This window comes from Microbacterium sp. NPDC012755 (assembly GCF_042901325.1).
In the GTDB taxonomy this organism is placed as follows: Bacteria; Actinomycetota; Actinomycetes; order Actinomycetales; family Microbacteriaceae; genus Microbacterium; species Microbacterium natoriense.
Window position 1 is genome coordinate 1,076,845 of record NZ_JBIBCT010000001.1, and the last position, 17,415, is coordinate 1,094,259.

Genomic DNA, 17,415 nt, shown 5'->3' on the forward strand with positions numbered 1-17,415 from the left:
ACGTGCGATCAGCTGGGGACTGACGTACTGCACGTGAATGCATTAACGGTATACCGTTCGACGTTGCAACCGGTTGCGGTTCTCCACCGACCATCACCGGACCTCTGCCGCCGCGCGGAGGCCGAAGTGCTCCAGCTCCGTCGCGTCGAGCATGCGCGAGCGGATGAGGAACCGCATTCCCGTCGGCCCCTCGACGCTGAACCCCGCACCGCGGCCCGGTACGACGTCGATCGTCAGGTGCGTGTACTTCCAGTACTCGAACTGCGACGCCGACATGAACACCTCGACCGGAGCATCCAGCCCCACGTCGAGAGCACCCAGCAGCACGTCCCCCGGCCCCGTGAGGAACATCCCCACCGGGTAGCACATGGGTGCAGAGCCGTCGCAGCATCCGCCCGACTGATGGAACATCAGCGGTCCGTGCTGCACGGTGAGGTCGCGGACGAGGGATGCCGCGGCATCCGTCACGTCGACCCGCCGGAACACGGTCATCAGAAGAATCCCATCGGGCCTTCCGCGTACGAGACCAGGAGGTTCTTGGTCTGCTGGTAGTGGTCGAGCATCATCTTGTGGTTCTCGCGGCCGACGCCCGACTGCTTGTAGCCGCCGAACGCGGCGTGCGCCGGGTACTGGTGATACGTGTTCGTCCAGACGCGGCCGGCCTCGATCGCCCGCCCCGCACGGTAGGCGGTGTCTCCGCTGCGGCTCCAGACTCCGGCTCCGAGACCGTAGAGGGTGTCGTTGGCGATCGAGATCGCGTCGGCGAAATCGTCGAAGGAGGTCACCGACAGGACGGGCCCGAAGATCTCCTCCTGGAAGATCCGCATGTCGTTCGTGCCCTCGAACACGGTCGGCGCGACGTAGAAGCCTCCGCTGAGGTCGCCGCCGAGGTCGACCCGCTCACCGCCCGCGAGCAGCCGGGCCCCACCCTGCTTCCCGATGTCGATGTAGCTGAGGATCTTCTCCAGCTGGTCGTTCGAGGCCTGCGCGCCGATCATCGTGGCGGGGTCGAGCGGGTTGCCCTGCACGACCTTGCCGACCCGCTCGAGGCCGTCGGCGAGGAAGCCGTCGTAGATCGATCGCTGGATGAGGGCGCGCGAGGGGCAGGTGCAGACCTCGCCCTGGTTCAGCGCGAACATCGTGAAGCCCTCGAGCGCCTTGTCGTAGAAGGGATCGGAGGTGGAGCGGGCGACGTCCTCGAAGAAGACGTTCGGGCTCTTCCCTCCGAGTTCGAGGGTCACGGGGATGAGGTTCTGCGAGGCGTACTGCATGATCAGCCGGCCGGTGGTGGTCTCTCCGGTGAAGGCGACCTTGCGGATGCGCTTGTGCTGCGCGAGCGGGGCGCCGGCCTCGATCCCGAATCCGTTCACGATGTTCACGACGCCCGCGGGCAGCAGGTCCCCGATGATCTCGAACAGGAACAGGAGGGATGCCGGCGTCTGCTCGGCCGGCTTGATGACGATGCAGTTGCCCGCAGCGAGCGCGGGCGCCAGCTTCCACACCGCCATGAGGATCGGGAAGTTCCACGGGATGATCTGACCGACCACACCCAGCGGCTCGTGGAAGTGGTACGCCACGGTGTTCTCGTCGAGCTGGCTGATTCCGCCCTCCTGCGCCCGCAGCACGCCGGCGAAGTAGCGGAAGTGGTCGATCGCGAGGGGGATGTCGGCCGCCAGCGTCTCGCGCACGGGCTTGCCGTTCTCCCAGGTCTCGGCGATCGCGATCTCCTCGAGGTGCTGCTCCATGCGGTCGGCGATCCGGTTCAGGATCACGGAGCGCTCGGTCGGGCTCGTCTTCCCCCAGCCGGCGAACGCCCTCCAGGCGACGTCCACCGCGCGGTCGATGTCCTCGGCGGTGCCGCGTCCGACCTCCGTGAACGGCTTGCCGTTGACGGGGCTGACGTTCTCGAAGTACTGGCCCTTGGCCGGTTCCACGAACTCCCCGCCGATGTAGTGGCCGTAGCGGGGACGGTAGTTCGCGACGGCTCCGGGCTGGCCGGGCGCGGCGTAGGCGGTGGACACGTCTTCTTCGACGATGGTCATCGTGGTCTCCTTCGACGGTGCCGCGGCGTCGGTGCTCGGCGGCTGTGCTCCGACGGTAGGCCGCGCGGGGTTGCGGTCCGGTTGCGCACCGTTGCGTGCGGTTGCGCCCGGCACCACGCGGCGGAGCGGAGAGCCGCGCGCGAGGCCTCAGCCCTCGTTGAGCCGCTCGATGCGCGCGACGAGACCGGCCCGCTTTGGCGAACGAGCGGGCAGCATCTCGAGCGCCAGACGCAGCACCTCGATGTCGTTCTGCCCCTCGGGGATCTCCGCGTACGCGAGCAGCACGTCGAGGCTGGCCTCCGACACCATCACCTCGCGCAGAGTCGCCCTGACCGCGTCGCGGAACTCCTCCACCCCCGGCGACGTCGACTCCGGCAGCACCGGTCCTCGGTAGGCCGTGAGGGCGACGCGGTGGGCGCCGCGGTCGAGGAGCGACAGCACATCCTGAGCATCCGTCTCCAACGTCATCGGCAGCCGGTACGGCCGCGATTCGGGGATGAGCCCGGATGCCGCACCGCCGAGCACCCTGCGCAGCCGCACCATCTCGGGCCGCAGCGTGTCGGGCGACGCGCCCTCCCCGTAGACGAGCTCGGCCAGTCGTTCGGCGGAGAGACCGTGCCGATGGACTGCGAGCATGAGCATGATCGCCGCGTGCCGTGCACTGAGCTCGATGACCTGCTCGCCGAGCGCGGTCTCGGTCTCCAGGCGTGCGCGGTCCCGACCGAGGACGTGCAGGACGCCCCTCGCCGTCTCGGAGCCGGTCGTCCTCGTCGGCGTCGCCGGAGGGCGCGGCGCCTCGGCGCGCTCGCGCAACCGGGTCACCATGAGCTCCGACTCGACGGCCCTGGCCGTGGCGTCGACGAGCAGACGCGCCTGACGCGAGACCACCTCGTCTCCGCCGGTGATGTCGATCACGCCGAGCACGCGCTGCGTCTCCGGGTCGCGCACCGGCGCCGCCGTGCACGACCACGGATGCACCAGGCGGTTGTAGTGCTCCGCGCCGCGGATCTGCACGGACTCGCCCAGTGCGAGCGCGGTGCCGGGCGCCGCGGTGCCGACGGCATCCTCCGCCCAATTGGCGCCGGCGACGAAGCCCATGTCACCGGTGAGGGATCTGAGGCGTCGGTCGCCCTCGACCCAGAGCAGACGGCCGGCCTGATCGCCGACCGCGATGATGACGCCGGAGTCCTCTGACTCGCCGGGCAGCAGCAGCGCCCGGATCAGATCCATCGCGGAGGCGAGAGGGTGCGAGAGGCGGTACCTCTCCAGCTCCTCCTCCGCGAGCTCCAGAGACGGAGCCCCCTCGGGGCCGACGCGGCCGCGCCACGACCGCTCCCACGACGCACGCACCAGCGGGCGCACCTGCTGCAGCCGGCGGTCGTCGAGATTGCCCGCGATGAGCTCCTCGTGGGCACGCTCGATCAGAAGACGTGACGCCTCTGGAAGCGCGTCGCGTGACGCGTTCCATGACGCTGCCACTGCGGTCTCCGATCATCGTGAACGGGGCGATTCTCAGTGTACGAGCCGGAGGCCTCCGGGGGAACAGCATCCCCGCTCCCGCGTGCCCCGTCGCCCCGGCGCCCCGCCGCCCCACCCCCCACGTCCCCCTTGCCTTGCCGTCCCGACCGCGCGCTGCCCGTCCAGCCCGATGAGGGGTCGCAAAGTGCGGGATGCCGTGGTCCCGACGCCGCAGTTCGTGACCTCTCAGCGCTGACAGGGCAGGGCGCGGCACTGCGCGAGCACGGCACAGCACGGCACAGCGCGGGGGAGGGAGCGGCACGACGCGCCGCTCTCACGCGTCGCGCACTACTGTGCACTGCGTGGTAGTGTGCAGTGCATCGAAGGAGGTCAGATGGATACCACCCAGTTGCTCAAAGGAGTGCTCGACGTCGCCGTGCTCGCCGTGCTCCGCACCGAAGACGGCTACGGCTACGACATCGTTCGGAGGCTCAGGGATGCCGGACTCGGCGACGTCGGAGACGCCTCTGTGTACGGCACGCTGCGCAGGCTGTACGCAGCCGGAAGCCTTTCCAGCTACGTCGTCCCCTCCGACGGCGGGCCTCACCGCAAGTACTACGCGATCAACCCCCAGGGACGTACAGCCCTGGAGACGCAGACCATCACCTGGCTGGACTTCGCCGGAGCGATGTCCGACCTGCTCGCGGGCGACCGCAGCGGCGCATCCACGAACGGAGAGAACTGATGAACGGCACCGACATCTCCATCGACGAGCGGATCCGCTCGTTCGCAGCATCCGTGCGCCAGCACCTCGACGATCTTCCGGAGGACGAGCTCGACGAGATCCTCTCCGGTCTGACCGCCGATCTCGCCGACCAGGCCGCCGACAACGACGGCGTGCTCGAGCTCGGCGACCCCGAGGCCTACGCCGACGAGCTGCGCAGCGCTGCCGGACTCCCTCCGCGCGCAGAGACGCCGACTCGTCTGCCGCTGCGCGAGCGTTTCGCCCTGTGGCGTGCGGGCCTTGCCGACCGCATCCGCCGCAGCCCCTTCGGAGCCTGGCTGCTCGACTTCCTCGTCGCGATGCGACCGGTGTGGTGGGTGCTGCGTGGTTATGGCGCCTACGTCATCGCGATGACGGCGATGCTGGTCAGCGGCAATCGACGGGACGATTGGATGCTGCCGAGGTCCCCGCTGGAGGGGGCGGCGCTGCTGGCGTTCGTCGTCGTCAGCGTGCAGTGGGGACGAGACCGCTGGCTGCCGAAGAACCTCCTGCGCCACATTCGGACGGTCGTCAGCATCGCCGCTGTCATCGCACTGCCGTTCGCGATCGGCTCTCTCCTCTCGCCCCGTGTGGAGTACGTCGACAGCGGCTACCTGCCCCAGGGGCTGCAGCTCGACGGCGTGCAGATCGGCAACATCTTCGCCTTCGATGAGAACGGCGATCCCATCGAGCACGTGCAGCTGTACACGGGCAAGGGCACGCCGCTCAATCTCTACGGCGCGAACGGCGCCAATCGACCCATCGGCGATCTGTTCGACGACGGCGAGACCGTCACGATCCCGTTCCGGGACTTCCGCAATCAGCCGGTCTGGAACGTGTTCCCTCTCGACGAGGGCACGCTCAACCCGAACACCGGTGAGGCGAAGAAGTCGAGCATCCGTCAGCCGTCTCCGCCCTTCCAGCGGGCCCCCGGCGTCGCCGCGACGGTGCCCACTCCCACTCCCACCCCGGCGCCGACGGATGCCGTCACCGATCCGGCGACCGATCCCGCCGCCACTCCGGCGCCGTGAGGACGATCATGGCCGAGCGGATCATCTCGATCGACATCACGCACCTCGTCATCGCGGCGCTGGAGCAGCAGCATCCGGAGCACGAAGACGAACAGGGCTGAGCACGGAGGGCGATGCTAGCATTCTGCTGTCAGGAGGTGCCCCGTGGCCACAGTGACCATTCGAAACCTGAGCGACGAGGTCGTCGCCGCTCTGAAGGAGCGCGCTCGTCGCAACTCCCGCTCCATGGAGGCCGAGGTGCGCGAGCTCCTCATCCGCGTGGTCGCGAGCGGTGAGAGCCCACCCAGTGGACTCGAGCACGAGGCCTCCCGGCAACTCCTCTCGCCACGGCGCTGGTCGATCCCCTCGGAGGAGCTGATGAACAGGGTCGCCGCCAACCCGCCGAGCGAGAAGCAGCGTCGAGTACTCGCGGACTGGGCTGCCGAGATCGAGGCCTCTCGTGCGGAACCGTTCTTCCTCGACCCGTTCGACGACCCGTGGGAACGCCGTGATCCTTCTTGACACCAACGTGCTCATCCGGCTCGACGACGTCCTGCTGCCGTCCGACGAGGTCGTGCTGAGCGCGATCGTGTACGCCGAACTGCAGCTGGGGGTCGAGCGGAGCACCGATCCGGCCGTCCGCCGCGCACGACGCACAGAACTGGCGCGCGTCGCATCGCTGTTCGACTCCGCGTGGCTTCCCTTCGACCGTGCGGCCGCAGACGGCTACGCCCGTCTGGCCGCTCATGTGATCCGCGCCCGACCGGCTCATGCCCGCAGCAAGGAGATCATGCTCGCCGGTCAGGCGTACGCGCTCGGCGCCGCTCTTCTCACGTTCAACCCCAAGGACTTCGACCTCGTCGCGGACGAGGTCGAGATCATCGTCCCCGAATTGCGGTGATCAGCCCCGCGCGGCCCACCAGTCGCGCAGGCGCTGCTCGGCGGCATCCGTTCCGATGACGCCCTCGTCGAGGCGCAGGTCGAGCAGGAAGCGGTAAGCCTCGCCGACCTCGCGTCCGGGGGCGATGCCGAGGATCTCCTGGATGCGGTTGCCGTCGATCTCCGGACGGATGCTGTCGAGCTCCTCCTGCTCGCGGAGAGCGGCGATGCGCGACTCGATGTCGTCGTAGGCGGCGGAGAGACGGGCGGCCTTGCGCTTGTTGCGCGTGGTCACGTCGGCGCGGGTGAGGATGTGCAGGCGCTCCAGCAGGTCGCCGGCGTCACGCACGTAGCGGCGCACGGCGGAGTCCGTCCATGCGCCCTCGGAGTAGCCGAAGAAGCGGAGGTGCAGCTCGATCAGCGTGGCGACGGCATCCGTCGTCCCCGTGTCGAACCGCAGCGCCTGCAGCCGCTTGCGCGCCATGCGGGAGCCGACGACGTCGTGGTGGTGGAAGGTGACGATGCCGCCGTCCTCCAGCTTGCGCGTGCGGGGCTTGCCGATGTCGTGCAGCAGCGCCGCGATGCGCAGTGCGACGTCGGGCTCGGCGCCGGGGTGACGCGCGTGCTCCAGCGCGATCGCCTGGGTGAGCACGGTGAGGGAGTGCTCGTAGACGTCCTTGTGGTGGTGGTGCTCGTCGGCTTCGAGGCGCAGCGCGCTCACCTCGGGCAGGAACTCCTCGATCAGCCCGGTGTCGACGAGCACGCGGATGCCGCGCACCGGATCGTCGGTCTGCATGAGCCGAACGAGCTCGGACTGGACACGCTCGGGGCTGACGATCTTCAGCGTCTCGCGCAGCTCCATGATCGCCGCGGTGGTCTGCTCCTCGATGCGGAAGCCGAGCTGGGCGCTGAAGCGCGCGCCGCGGAGCATCCGCAGCGGATCGTCGCCGAAGGAGACATGCGGGTCGATCGGCGTGCGGAGGAGACCCGCGACGAGGTCTTCGACACCGCCCGTCGGGTCGACGAGCTTCACGGCGGGAACCTGCAGGGCCATCGCGTTCACGGTGAAATCGCGGCGGATCAGGTCGCCATCGATGGTGTCGCCGAACTCGACCGTGGGCTTGCGGGTCACGCCGTCGTAGCTGTCAGCGCGGTAGGTCGTGATCTCCACCTGCTCGCCCTGCACGCGCGCGCCGATCGTCCCGAACGCGCGGCCGATGTCCCAGTGCGCGGTGGAGATCGGCTTCACGATGCGGAGGATGTCGTCGGGCAGCGCGTTCGTGGTGAAGTCGAGGTCGTGCGTCGCACGCCCCAGCAGCGCGTCGCGCACCGGACCGCCGACGACGGCGAGGTCGAAGCCGGCGGCGTCGAACGCCGCGGCGAGGGTGCGGACGACCGGATTCTCGGCGAGCGCACCGAGACGAGCGAGGCCGTCAGCCATGTTGAGCATGGGTTCCAGCGTACCGGGCGGGCGTTCGACGTCCCTCGGGCCGACGCGGAGCAGATGCCGTCGACGCAGCCGATTCTCACCGCACGGCGAAGACATGAGTCAAGCAAACCAGTCTGCGGGAGATCGTTCATAAAGCCCAGATCAGCGGAAGTTTATGAACTGCCTTTTACAGCCAGATCCTGGAGCGACCATCCCCTCAGTCAAGCAACGATCAAACAATCCTCAGCGTTTGGCCCAGAACGGTAGATACCTGCGCGCTTTGGCACCGACATCAGGATCTTCAAGAACCAGAAGACCACTAGTGACCGCCTCACCTAGCAGCCGCGATGCCTGCGAACTGTTGGCTGGCGAGATGCCGAAGCGTTCGCGCACCGAGGAGTTCGTCGTCGCCTCGCCTGAGACGAAGCGTAGAGCGCTGTGGAGGTACAACACTTCAGTACGCTCGCTCTTACTTAGCGAACTAAAGGCCTTAGGCGCGAACATCACAGCCTTCGTTGAGCGCTCAGCCACATCGATCCGCGGAGCGGGCAGTGCAGCTCGTTCCACTTCCGCTGCAATCTTGTCCCAGCCTGTTCCGCGCTCCTCCGCGATTCGTGCACGGCGCATCATCGAAGCGAGGGATTCATTTCGCGAGCGAGGCGGCAGATCGACGAACCTGCGAAAGTCGATCAGGGGTGCACCTGGATTTGTGAACTCGACTCTGTCGTCAAAGATCTCGACCATTGGCCCTGCACCGGTGATTGAGAAGTCTTGATGAATCAGCATGTTGGCAACCAGCTCGCGAAGTGCGAGTTCCGGGTATACGCCTTCTTCGGAGCGAAACGCAGGTCCTATGCGCTCCTCGCGCGGAAGGAGGCTCGTGATGTACTCAATCAGACCCTCGAATCCCGTGGCATAGCCCTTGACCCCATCATGAGATCGTTCAGCGCGAACACGACTCTTACCCACATACCGAACTACCCGGACCTGTTTCCGTGCCACCGCCGGTATGTCCGTTATGCGCTTCGCGAAAAGAACTGCACCGAGATTCGTGATACCCCAGCCCATCGTGTCTCGCGCGATGATTCCGTCCCGCTCGAGATACTCCAACGCTACAGATCGTGTCGCCGGCAACGGCGTCTCAAGCAGGTCGAAGTAGGAGACATAATCGATATGCTCGAATATCTGGTCTTCGCGAACCCTTCCGAGCGCAACACCGCTTTCGAACACCTCCCGCTGAAACCTGCGCCACAGCTCTCTTTCAAGTTCAGGGTGCGCCGCCAACTTCTTCTTCGTCGTGCCGACGCGGACGTACTCTGTCCCACTGAATCGAACCGGGCGATCTCGCGCCGCATCAATTTCGAGGATTACGGCAGTAATGCCAGCGCCCGTGTCCACAGTCCTGAATCGAAACATCACCTGCGGTTCGAGCATTCGAGTCAGCCATGAGATCAGCTCTTCGTTCCCCACCCTCATAGACTCTGGAACGAACTTTGTGCCGACAACAAGATGATCCGAATCCCGAACTCCCCAGACCATGTACGCATGAGCGCGCCCGGCAAGGATCGCGCTGTTGGCCAAGGCAGAGACATATTCACCTATGTCGTCCGGGTGAGCCTTGTTCTCCTTGAACTCCAGCCATTCCGTTTCCACCGGTTGTCTGCAGAGCTCCGCAAGCAACGCTCGATCTCCGTCAAGATTTCCGGCCATCGTGCCTCAGAACCACTGACTTTCGTGGCAGAACTGCGAGATCGCAATGCCCCGTGCATCGATCGACGCATCCTCTGCTTTGTCCATGTGCCAAGGCTAGCGACATCTGACACAACCGAGTATCCACAGCTGAGTTCACCTGCGCGCCTCCTGGCGGTCAGCCGGAGGTCATCCGGGTTCGATGGGCTGAGGACGCCCCGTGCGGCTCGAGCACGGAAATCCCCACCCTCCCCACGAAGGACTGGATCATGACCTCCCCCACCCCCGCGGTGCGGCGGCGGCGACACGGGCTCGCGTCCGTGGCGCTCCTCGCGCTGTTCGGCGGCGCCGTCGTCGCCCCCGCGGCGACCGCCGCGACCGCAGCACCGACCGTCCCCACCGGTTCACTGATCACCGCCGACACCACCTGGCACTATCTCGACGACGGCACCGATCCGTCGCCGAAGCCCGCGGCACTGCGCGCCTGGACCCTCCCCGAGTACGACGACGCCGCCTGGAAGACCGCGCCGGGCTCGTTCGGCGCGAAGAACGGCGCACTCGCACCGGTCGGCCCGGTCACGCCGAAGACCCTGCTCAACCACTACATCGACGGTCAGGCGAAGCCGACCGTCCCGACCTACTTCTTCCGCACGACCTTCGAGCTCGGCAGCGGCGTCGCCGAGAAGGTCGCCTCCCTCTCCAGCACGATCACCTACGACGACGCGATCGTCGTGTGGGTCAACGGCACCGAGGTCGGCCGCTACGTCGACGCCCGCATCACCGACACCACCAACCTCGAGTACGCCGGCGCCTCCGCCGGCGACCCGGCGACCAGCACCCTCGCCGCCGCAGGCGACGTCCTCCGCGACGGCACGAACACGATCGCGGTCGCCCTCTACCAGGACCGCGAGTCGAGCTCGGACATCTACTTCGACATGTCCTCGCTGACCCTGACGGGCAAGGCCGACCCCGGCACGCCCGTCGTGGCCCCGCCGACCCGCGTCATCCTCACCCCGACCGAGAAGCCCGACGTCTCGCAGGCGTTCTCCTGGCTCGCCGGCGACGCCTCCCACACCGTGGGACAGGTCGAGATCGCACCGGCATCCGGCGGCTCCACCCACACGGTCGACGCCTACGACGCCGGTGTGGCGAACGGCAATCCGAACCACCACTTCTCCACGACCGTCACCGGGCTCACCCCGGCGACCTCGTACCGCTACCGCGTCGGACTCCCCGGCAGCTGGAGCGACTGGTTCGAGTTCCGCACGGCCGACCCGAAGGCGACGGACTTCCAGTTCATCTACTACGGCGACGCGCAGATCGGCCTCGACACCACCTGGCCGAGCGTCGTGAAGCAGGCCGAGGCGAACGCTCCCCGCTCGATCGGCTCCGTGCACGCGGGCGACCTCATCAACACGTCCAGCAACGAGAACGAATGGCTCAACTGGTTCAAGGGCATGAAGAACTCCGCCGTGCGGACCAACGTCATGGCCGCGCCCGGCAACCACGAGTACTCCGGCGACAAGCTGCTCACGGCCTGGAAGGCGAACTTCGAGTACCCGCACAACAACCCGTCCACCGGCTCGGTCGGCGAGCTCGCGAACCTCGCACAGGGCGACACCGATGTGGCGCGCCAGTACCGGGCGTTCTTCGACCACTGGAGCAGCTTCGCCGCCGAGACCGCGTACTACACGGACTACCAGGGCGTGCGCTTCATCACGCTGAACGCGACCCGCGACAAGACGTTCCTCACCCCGCCCGGACTCCCTTCGTGCACCGGTGCGGAGTGCCCGGCGAACCAGATCGACGTGCTGTGGACCCGCTTCCAGGGCGCCTGGGTCGACCTGCTGCTGCAGAACAGCCCGTCGAAGTGGAACGTCGTCACGTTCCACCAGCCGGTGTTCTCGGCGTCAGAGGGTCGCGACGAGCCGGTGCTGCGCGCCGACTGGCTGCCGATCTTCCAGCGCAACGACATCGACCTCGTGCTCATGGGCCACGACCACGTCTACGCCCGCGGCTACGTGAACGCCGATGCCACAGACACCCCCGGTCTCACCACCGGCCCGGTGTACGTGGTGTCGAACTCGGGTGCGAAGTACTACGACCTCGAGACCCCGGAGAAGAACGTCTGGACCAACAACGGCGCCACGCAGGTGCTGCGCGGTCAGGGCGTCACGACGTATCAGGTGATCGACGTGTCCAAGAACCAGCTCGTCTACCGCTCCTATGTCGCCGAGAAGACCGCGAGCTCCACGACCGACCTCCCCGTCGGCGCCGTCTACGACACCTTCACGGTGACCAAGTCGGATGCCGGTGAGAAGTGGGTCACCGAGAAGGGTGTCACTCCCCCGGTGACGCCGGAGCCGGAGGTCCCCGCGAAGGTCGAGCTGAGCGCGGCATCCGTCGTCGCCGGCGGCACCGTCTCGGTCACCGGCACCGGCTTCGCGGCCGACGCGAAGCTGGCGCTCGAGCTGCACTCCGACCCTGTGTCCCTGGGCGCCGTCACCGCCGATGCGAACGGCGCGTTCACCCGCACCGTGACCATCCCGGCGAACACCCCGGCAGGCGCCCACACGCTCGTCGCCGTGCTGCCCGACGGCACCGAGGTCACCGCACCGCTCACGGTCACCGCAGCGTCGACCGGCGGGGTCGTCACGCCCGGCGGCTCGACCGGCGGCGCCGCGAAGGGGGACCTCGCCACGACCGGCGCCGACAGCACGCCGTACATCGTCACGGCGGTCGTGCTGCTCGCTCTGGGCCTCGGCCTGGTGGCGCTGCGTCGTCGTCGCCTGACGCAGGCGGAGTCCGCGGAGTAGTCCGCCGCGCACGCCGGAGGGCGCCGTCGGGGCTTCGGCCCCGGCGGCGCCCTCTGCGTGCAGCTCGGCCGGCGTCGGGCATCCCGGTCGTAGGATCGGCTCGTGGCACAAGACGATTCCTCTGCGGGCACCGACCGGCGAGGCTTCCTCAAGATCGGCGGTGCGGCGCTGGCGGGCGCCGTGATCGGCGGCGCGGGCGGCGCGGCGATCGGCGCCTCGCTCGCGGGCGGCGGAGGCGACGACGGATTCGCCTCGGATCCTGACCCGTTCTCGGCCCTTCGTCCACGCAGCGAGCCCGGTTTCGACCACATCGTCGTCCTGATGGGCGAGAACCGATCGTTCGACAACCTGCTGGGCTACCTCTACACGCCGGAGACCGTCCCGGCCGGAGAGACCTTCGACGGACTCGCCTTCGGCACACACAGCAACACGGCTCCGGACGGCACGGTGGTCGAGGCGCACGTCTACCAGGGGCCCACCGACCGGATCATGAGCCTCCCCGACCCGGATCCCGGCGAGGAGTACCCGCACGTCAACACCCAGCTCTTCGGCACGATCGACCCTCCGGGCAACGCCGACCTCTTCGTCGACGGGATGAGCGCCCCGTTCAACGCCCCGACCCACGGTGAGAAGGCCGACATGTCGGGGTTTCTGAAGGACTACTTCGTGAACGTCCGCCGACTGCGCCGCGGTGTCGAACCGGGCATCGACGAGGCCAGGCACATCATGGGCTCGTTCTCACCGGAGATGCTGCCGGTGCTGTCGACGCTCGCGACGGAGTTCGCCGTCTTCGACCACTGGTACGCGGCGGTGCCGTCGCAGACCTTCTGCAACCGTTCGTTCTTCCACGCGTCGACCTCGCACGGCTTCGTCACGAACGTCGCCGGCGGCGGGTACCGGAAGTGGCTGGATGCTCCGGAGGCGCCGACGGTCTTCAACCGCTTGGAAGACGCCGGCGTGCGCTGGAAGGTCTACATCGACAAGCTGCAGCTGGTGTCGTTCACGGGGATGCTGCACGCCGCGGCCCTAGAGAAGTACTGGCGCACCGATCGCTTCGGCACGATGGAGGACTTCTACGCGGACGCGAAGAACGGCACCCTCCCCGCGTACGCGTTCATCGAGCCGCGCATGGTCTACGACCACAACGACTTCCACCCGCCGTTCGGCGTGCTGCGGGAGGGGGAGGTCGACGGCGAGCCGGTGCTCGACAGTGCGATCTCCGATGTGCGCGCAGGCGACCGGCTCGTGCACGACGTCTACGAGGCCGTGCGCACCAGCGCGTCGCCCGAGGGCTCGAACGCGGTCAACACTCTGCTGCTGATCACCTTCGACGAGCACGGCGGATGCTACGACCACGTGCCGCCGCCCGCGGCCACGAAGCCCACTCCCGACAGCGGTCCAGGGGAGATGGGGTTCACCTTCGACCGCCTCGGATGCCGCGTGCCCGCGATCGCCGTGTCGGCCTACACGAAGCGCGGCACCGTCATCCACGACGAGATGCACCACGGATCCGTCACCGCGACGCTCTCCCGGCTGCACGGCCTGAAGCCCCTGAACGAGCGCGACGCCTCGGCCCGCACGCTGCAGAACGTGGTGAACCTCGACCGTCCGCGGCATCCGTCCGACTGGCCGGTGACGGTGCCCGCCTACACGCCGCCGAACCCCGAGCAGGCCCCACCCGCTGCGGCCGACCACGACCGCCCTCTCACCCCGCCGGCTCGCGGACTCCTCGGACTCCTCATCGCACGATACGGCCGCCCGGACGAACCCGAACCCGAGACGTTCGCCGACGCCTACCGCCTGCTGCACGAGCACGGCGAGGAGCTCTTCGGCCCGCCGGATGACGGCGCATGATCGTCACCGAGCGGCTGACGCTGCGGCCCTGGACCGTGGCGGATGCCGGGTTCCACCGCGAGCTGTGGCTGGAACGCGATCCGCGGGTACCGCCGCATCGCAGGATCGACGCCGACGGCCACCCGACGGTCGAGGAGCTCGCCGAGCGGATCCGCCGCTCGCCGCATGAGGGCCCGATCGGCACCCTGGTCGTCGAGCTGCGTGAATCGGGCGAGCGGCTGGGCTACTGCGGGCTGATCGAGGGCGAGCCCGACCCCGAGATCGCCTACGAGTTCCTGCGCAGGCATTGGGGGCGCGGCTACGCGACCGAGAGCGCGGAGGCGATCGTGGAGGGCGCCCGCGCCGCGGGGATACCCCGGCTGCGCGCTTCGGTGTGGGAGTGGAACACCGCGTCACGCCGGGTGCTGGGGCGGCTCGGCTTCGCCGAGACCGGTCCCCACCGGATCGACCCCGAGCGCGGGCGTTCGCTGATGACGATGCGGGAGCTCTGACCGGTGCCCTCCGCCTGACGGCACGCTCCGCGGAACGCTAGCGTAGGCGCATGGCCGACTCCGACAGCACAGGCAGACGCCTGCTCGCACCCGAGCACGTCGTCGATGTGTTCGTGTACGTGGTGGTGCTCAACCTCGCCGTCGAGTACGTGCCCATGGTCATCACGGAGACGTTCACGATGTCGCTCCTCACGGCCGTCCTCCTCAAGGTGGTCCTGGAGATCGTGCTGGCGGCGAAGAACCGTCTCAAGCGCCGATTCGCGGCCTCGACGACGACCGGCGGCAAGGTGCTCGCGGGCGGAACGCTGTGGCTCGTGCTCGTCGGGAGCAAGTTCGTCGTGCTCGAGCTGATCGCCCTCGTCTTCGGCAGCAGCGTGAGCCTCGGCGGCTTCTGGTCGGTCACGGGACTGATCCTCGCGCTCCTCCTCGCCCGCGCCGGCGTGCGGCTCCTCCTGCGGACGGATGCCGCGGACGCCGACTCCCCGGCAGCCTGAGCGTCAGGATCCGTCGCGGTCCTCGCGGAGGTCTCTCCGCCGCAGCAGCAGCACCGCAGCGATCGTGAGAACCATCAGCGTGAACATCACCGCGAGGCCTGCCTGCTCTGGGATGACTCGGAATCGGAAGGTGAGCAAGATCACGGCACCGTTGGTGAGCCCCGCTACGAGGCCCAGGACCGCCCAGCGAATCACGCGAGGACGTTGGGCGCGCTGCCACTCGCGGTACTTCACGGGGTCGTGCCACGCCTCTTCCGGGACGCCTTTGCTCCTCAGCCCTCTTTCGGCGAAGCGGCTCAGCTTCGAGGGTTTCTGTGGCTCGCCTGGGGTCGACATGGCGTCAGCGTAGCGCCTCGCGTCGGCGCGTCGACGCGCTGCCTCGTCAGTCGCCCTTCGAGCGTCGACGCGAGAGCACCACGAGTACACCGCCGAGGATGAGCACCGCGGCGCCGATGCCTGCCCACACGAACGTCTCGGGGCCGAGTCCGGTCGCGGGCAGACGGTTGCCTCCGGTCGACGGGACGCTCGGGGTCGGGGTCGGGGTGACGACTGCAGCGGCGAACTGACTCCGCAGGGGTCAGGCTCCGTAGGGCGAGTGGCTCAAGGCCTGTTGCGCCAGCACATGTGCCACAACGCCTCCGATCACGATCAGCACAAGGCCGATCGACGGGGCATATCGAGTCCAGCGTTCTCGTCCGCCAACAATAAGCAGAGTCACGCTGATCACCACGACGATGATGCACACCACCGCGTAGAGATCCATAGCGGTCGTGAGCAACGCAATGTCGCAGTACCTGCCACATTGGGGAGTGGCGAGCATCTGAAGCCAGACAGAGAACCACGCCGCCGCCGCGACCAGGACTTGGATAGCTTGCACGAACCAAGGAGCGATCAGCGACCGGCGGCGTGATTCTCTGTCGAGCATGTTGGGAGCTTAGTTCGCGTCCGACAGCATGTACTCGACCCAACGGAAAGCATCGAGAGTGACGCTGTTCACCGAATACGAGTTGTGAATGGTCTCTGCATTCGGAACAGTGCTGTTCGCGCAGTATCGATCCTGGGCAAGGCAGTACGACCGGATTCTCTACACCCAATCTTGACCAGAGCCACCCTGAGGCCACCCCCAGAACCTCATACTGTTGAGGGTCAACCTCTGATTGAAGCTACGGGGCCCGAAGATGCCACTGCTTGCGTTCTGCGCACCCGGCGCGTTGATCGGCTGGTTGGTGGCATAGTTCGGATCTCCGAACACCGCCGCAACGATAACCCTCGCTCGAGCACTGGCGGTGAGGTTGGGGCTGGCGAGCGCGTTGAGTACGACCGTGGCTCCCTGCGAGTGTCCCCTCAACAGAACTTTGGCGAGGGTCGGGCCGGTGAACGGATGCCGGGGCGAGAGGCGGACGACGCTCGCGCCCGGCACCGGAGCCTCAGGCGACGGGATCGCCCTGGACGGGTCCTTCGGTGTTGGGCTTCCAGCCGAGTGCGGGGGCCACGTGCTCGGCGAACGCCTCCAGCACGTGCAGGTTGTACTCCGGCCCCAGCTGGTTCGGGATCGTCAGCATGAGCGTGTCCGCCGCCATCACGGCCTCGTCCGCGAGCAGCTGCCGGATCAGCACGTCGGGCTCAGCCGCGTAGGTCTTGCCGAATGTCGAGCGGAAGCCGTCGATCACGCCGATCTGGTCGGCGTTCTCCTCGCTGCGCAGACCGAAGTACGCCCGGTCCATGTCGGAGACGAGCGGGAACACGCTGCGGCTCACCGAGACGCGCGGGGATCCCGTGTGCCCTGCCTCCTTGTAGGCGGCGCGGAACAGGTCGATCTGCTCGCGCTGCAGCTCGTGGAACGGCTGCCCCGTGGCCTCGGTGACGAGCGTCGAGCTCATCATGTTGAGGCCCTTGCGACCCGTCTCCTCCGCCGTCGCACGAGAACCCGAGCCCCACCAGATGTGGTCGCGGAGCGTCGGCGAGTGCGGTTCGACGGCGAGGTAGTGGCCGGCGCCGACCATGCGAGGGTCGCCCGGCGCGAGTCGTTCGCCCTCGATGGCCGAGAGGAACAGGTCGAACTTCTCCCGGGCGAGCACGCTGCCGCGCTCCGGATCCTCCTGGTCGAGGTATCCGAAGGTCTCGTAGCCGCGCAGAGCGGTCTCGGGTGACCCGCGGCTCACGCCGAGCGCGATGCGGCCGTCGGCGATGAAGTCGAGCGCGGCTGCCTCCTCGGCGAACTGGAACGGGTTCTCGTACCGCATATCGATCACGCCCGTGCCGACCTCGATGCGCTCCGTGCGCGCAGCCATGGCCGACAGCAGCGGCATGGGCGACGCGGCCTGGCGCGCCCAGTGGTGCACGCGCACGTAGGCGCCGTTCACGCCGAGCTCGTCAGCACCCTCCGCGATCTCGATCGTCTGCTTCAGCATGTCGCCCGCGGTGCGGGTCGTCGAGCCGGGCACATCGCCGTAGTGCCCGAAGGAGAGGAATCCGAAAGCCTTCATATGT

Annotated in this window: 18 protein-coding genes; 8 read left to right on the forward strand and 10 right to left on the reverse strand. The window is 67.8% G+C overall.

What is annotated here, in order from left to right; all coding sequences use genetic code 11:
- Positions 1 to 93: 93 nt before the first annotated feature.
- The 3 genes from ACFY5A_RS05175 to ACFY5A_RS05185 all read right to left on the reverse strand — a co-directional run bounded on the left by ACFY5A_RS05175 (position 94) and on the right by ACFY5A_RS05185 (position 3,521).
- Complete coding sequence (locus ACFY5A_RS05175; protein WP_341940823.1) at positions 94 to 492, reverse strand: DUF779 domain-containing protein; 399 nt, start codon at positions 490 to 492, stop codon at positions 94 to 96.
- Complete coding sequence (locus ACFY5A_RS05180) at positions 492 to 2,042, reverse strand: aldehyde dehydrogenase family protein (RefSeq protein ID WP_341940822.1); 1,551 nt, start codon at positions 2,040 to 2,042, stop codon at positions 492 to 494. Before ACFY5A_RS05180 ends, ACFY5A_RS05175 begins: the two co-directional genes overlap by 1 nt.
- A 147-nt stretch (positions 2,043 to 2,189) precedes the next feature.
- Positions 2,190 to 3,521: a GAF domain-containing protein gene (locus ACFY5A_RS05185; RefSeq protein WP_387232186.1), complete on the reverse strand. Its 1,332-nt coding sequence runs from the start codon at positions 3,519 to 3,521 to the stop codon at positions 2,190 to 2,192.
- Positions 3,522 to 3,894: 373 nt separating this feature from the next.
- Here ACFY5A_RS05185 and ACFY5A_RS05190 point away from each other — a divergent pair, with 373 nt between their 5' ends.
- From ACFY5A_RS05190 to ACFY5A_RS05205, 4 genes are all read left to right on the forward strand, one after another.
- Entirely contained in the window at positions 3,895 to 4,245 is a 351-nt protein-coding gene (locus ACFY5A_RS05190; protein ID WP_341940820.1) for a PadR family transcriptional regulator, read from the forward strand.
- Positions 4,245 to 5,294: a hypothetical protein gene (locus ACFY5A_RS05195; RefSeq protein WP_387232188.1), complete on the forward strand. Its 1,050-nt coding sequence runs from the start codon at positions 4,245 to 4,247 to the stop codon at positions 5,292 to 5,294. The genes ACFY5A_RS05190 and ACFY5A_RS05195 overlap by 1 nt, the downstream gene beginning before the upstream one ends.
- 144 nt (positions 5,295 to 5,438) lie before the next feature.
- Positions 5,439 to 5,795, forward strand: coding sequence for a hypothetical protein (locus tag ACFY5A_RS05200; RefSeq protein WP_387232190.1), 357 nt, complete (start codon positions 5,439 to 5,441; stop codon positions 5,793 to 5,795).
- Positions 5,782 to 6,174, forward strand: coding sequence for a PIN domain-containing protein (locus ACFY5A_RS05205; protein WP_387232192.1), 393 nt, complete (start codon positions 5,782 to 5,784; stop codon positions 6,172 to 6,174). The genes ACFY5A_RS05200 and ACFY5A_RS05205 overlap by 14 nt, the downstream gene beginning before the upstream one ends.
- Here ACFY5A_RS05205 and ACFY5A_RS05210 read toward each other — a convergent pair whose 3' ends face one another.
- Positions 6,175 to 7,602, reverse strand: a complete 1,428-nt coding sequence (locus ACFY5A_RS05210; RefSeq protein ID WP_387232194.1) for a CCA tRNA nucleotidyltransferase — start codon at positions 7,600 to 7,602, stop codon at positions 6,175 to 6,177.
- A 222-nt stretch (positions 7,603 to 7,824) separates the two neighbouring features.
- Positions 7,825 to 9,291 carry an ATP-binding protein gene (locus ACFY5A_RS05215; RefSeq protein WP_387232196.1) on the reverse strand — a complete coding sequence of 489 codons (1,467 nt, stop codon included), beginning with the start codon at positions 9,289 to 9,291 and terminating at the stop codon, positions 7,825 to 7,827.
- Between the two features lie 248 nt (positions 9,292 to 9,539).
- Here ACFY5A_RS05215 and ACFY5A_RS05220 point away from each other — a divergent pair, with 248 nt between their 5' ends.
- The 4 genes from ACFY5A_RS05220 (at position 9,540) to ACFY5A_RS05235 (ending at position 14,925) form a co-directional block, all read left to right on the forward strand.
- A complete protein-coding gene (locus tag ACFY5A_RS05220; RefSeq protein WP_387232198.1) occupies positions 9,540 to 12,086 on the forward strand; it encodes a fibronectin type III domain-containing protein in 2,547 nt (848 codons plus the stop codon).
- A 102-nt stretch (positions 12,087 to 12,188) separates the two neighbouring features.
- Positions 12,189 to 13,940 carry an alkaline phosphatase family protein gene (locus ACFY5A_RS05225; RefSeq protein WP_387232200.1) on the forward strand — a complete coding sequence of 584 codons (1,752 nt, stop codon included), beginning with the start codon at positions 12,189 to 12,191 and terminating at the stop codon, positions 13,938 to 13,940.
- Entirely contained in the window at positions 13,937 to 14,431 is a 495-nt protein-coding gene (locus ACFY5A_RS05230; protein ID WP_105677197.1) for a GNAT family N-acetyltransferase, read from the forward strand. Before ACFY5A_RS05225 ends, ACFY5A_RS05230 begins: the two co-directional genes overlap by 4 nt.
- Before the next feature lie 50 nt (positions 14,432 to 14,481).
- Positions 14,482 to 14,925, forward strand: a complete 444-nt coding sequence (locus tag ACFY5A_RS05235; RefSeq protein ID WP_387232202.1) for a hypothetical protein — start codon at positions 14,482 to 14,484, stop codon at positions 14,923 to 14,925.
- A 3-nt stretch (positions 14,926 to 14,928) separates the two neighbouring features.
- Here the strand turns inward: ACFY5A_RS05235 and ACFY5A_RS05240 are convergent, their stop codons facing one another.
- The 5 genes from ACFY5A_RS05240 to ACFY5A_RS05260 form a co-directional block, all read right to left on the reverse strand.
- Positions 14,929 to 15,261: a hypothetical protein gene (locus ACFY5A_RS05240; RefSeq protein ID WP_387232204.1), complete on the reverse strand. Its 333-nt coding sequence runs from the start codon at positions 15,259 to 15,261 to the stop codon at positions 14,929 to 14,931.
- Between the two features lie 46 nt (positions 15,262 to 15,307).
- Positions 15,308 to 15,499, reverse strand: coding sequence for an LPXTG cell wall anchor domain-containing protein (locus ACFY5A_RS05245; protein WP_387235893.1), 192 nt, complete (start codon positions 15,497 to 15,499; stop codon positions 15,308 to 15,310).
- 3 nt (positions 15,500 to 15,502) lie between these two features.
- Complete coding sequence (locus ACFY5A_RS05250) at positions 15,503 to 15,850, reverse strand: hypothetical protein (protein ID WP_387232206.1); 348 nt, start codon at positions 15,848 to 15,850, stop codon at positions 15,503 to 15,505.
- Between the two features lie 159 nt (positions 15,851 to 16,009).
- Entirely contained in the window at positions 16,010 to 16,345 is a 336-nt protein-coding gene (locus ACFY5A_RS05255; protein ID WP_387232208.1) for a cutinase family protein, read from the reverse strand.
- A 7-nt stretch (positions 16,346 to 16,352) separates the two neighbouring features.
- Positions 16,353 to 17,411, reverse strand: a complete 1,059-nt coding sequence (locus tag ACFY5A_RS05260; protein ID WP_386949521.1) for an LLM class flavin-dependent oxidoreductase — start codon at positions 17,409 to 17,411, stop codon at positions 16,353 to 16,355.
- Between the last annotated feature and the right edge of the window lie 4 nt (positions 17,412 to 17,415).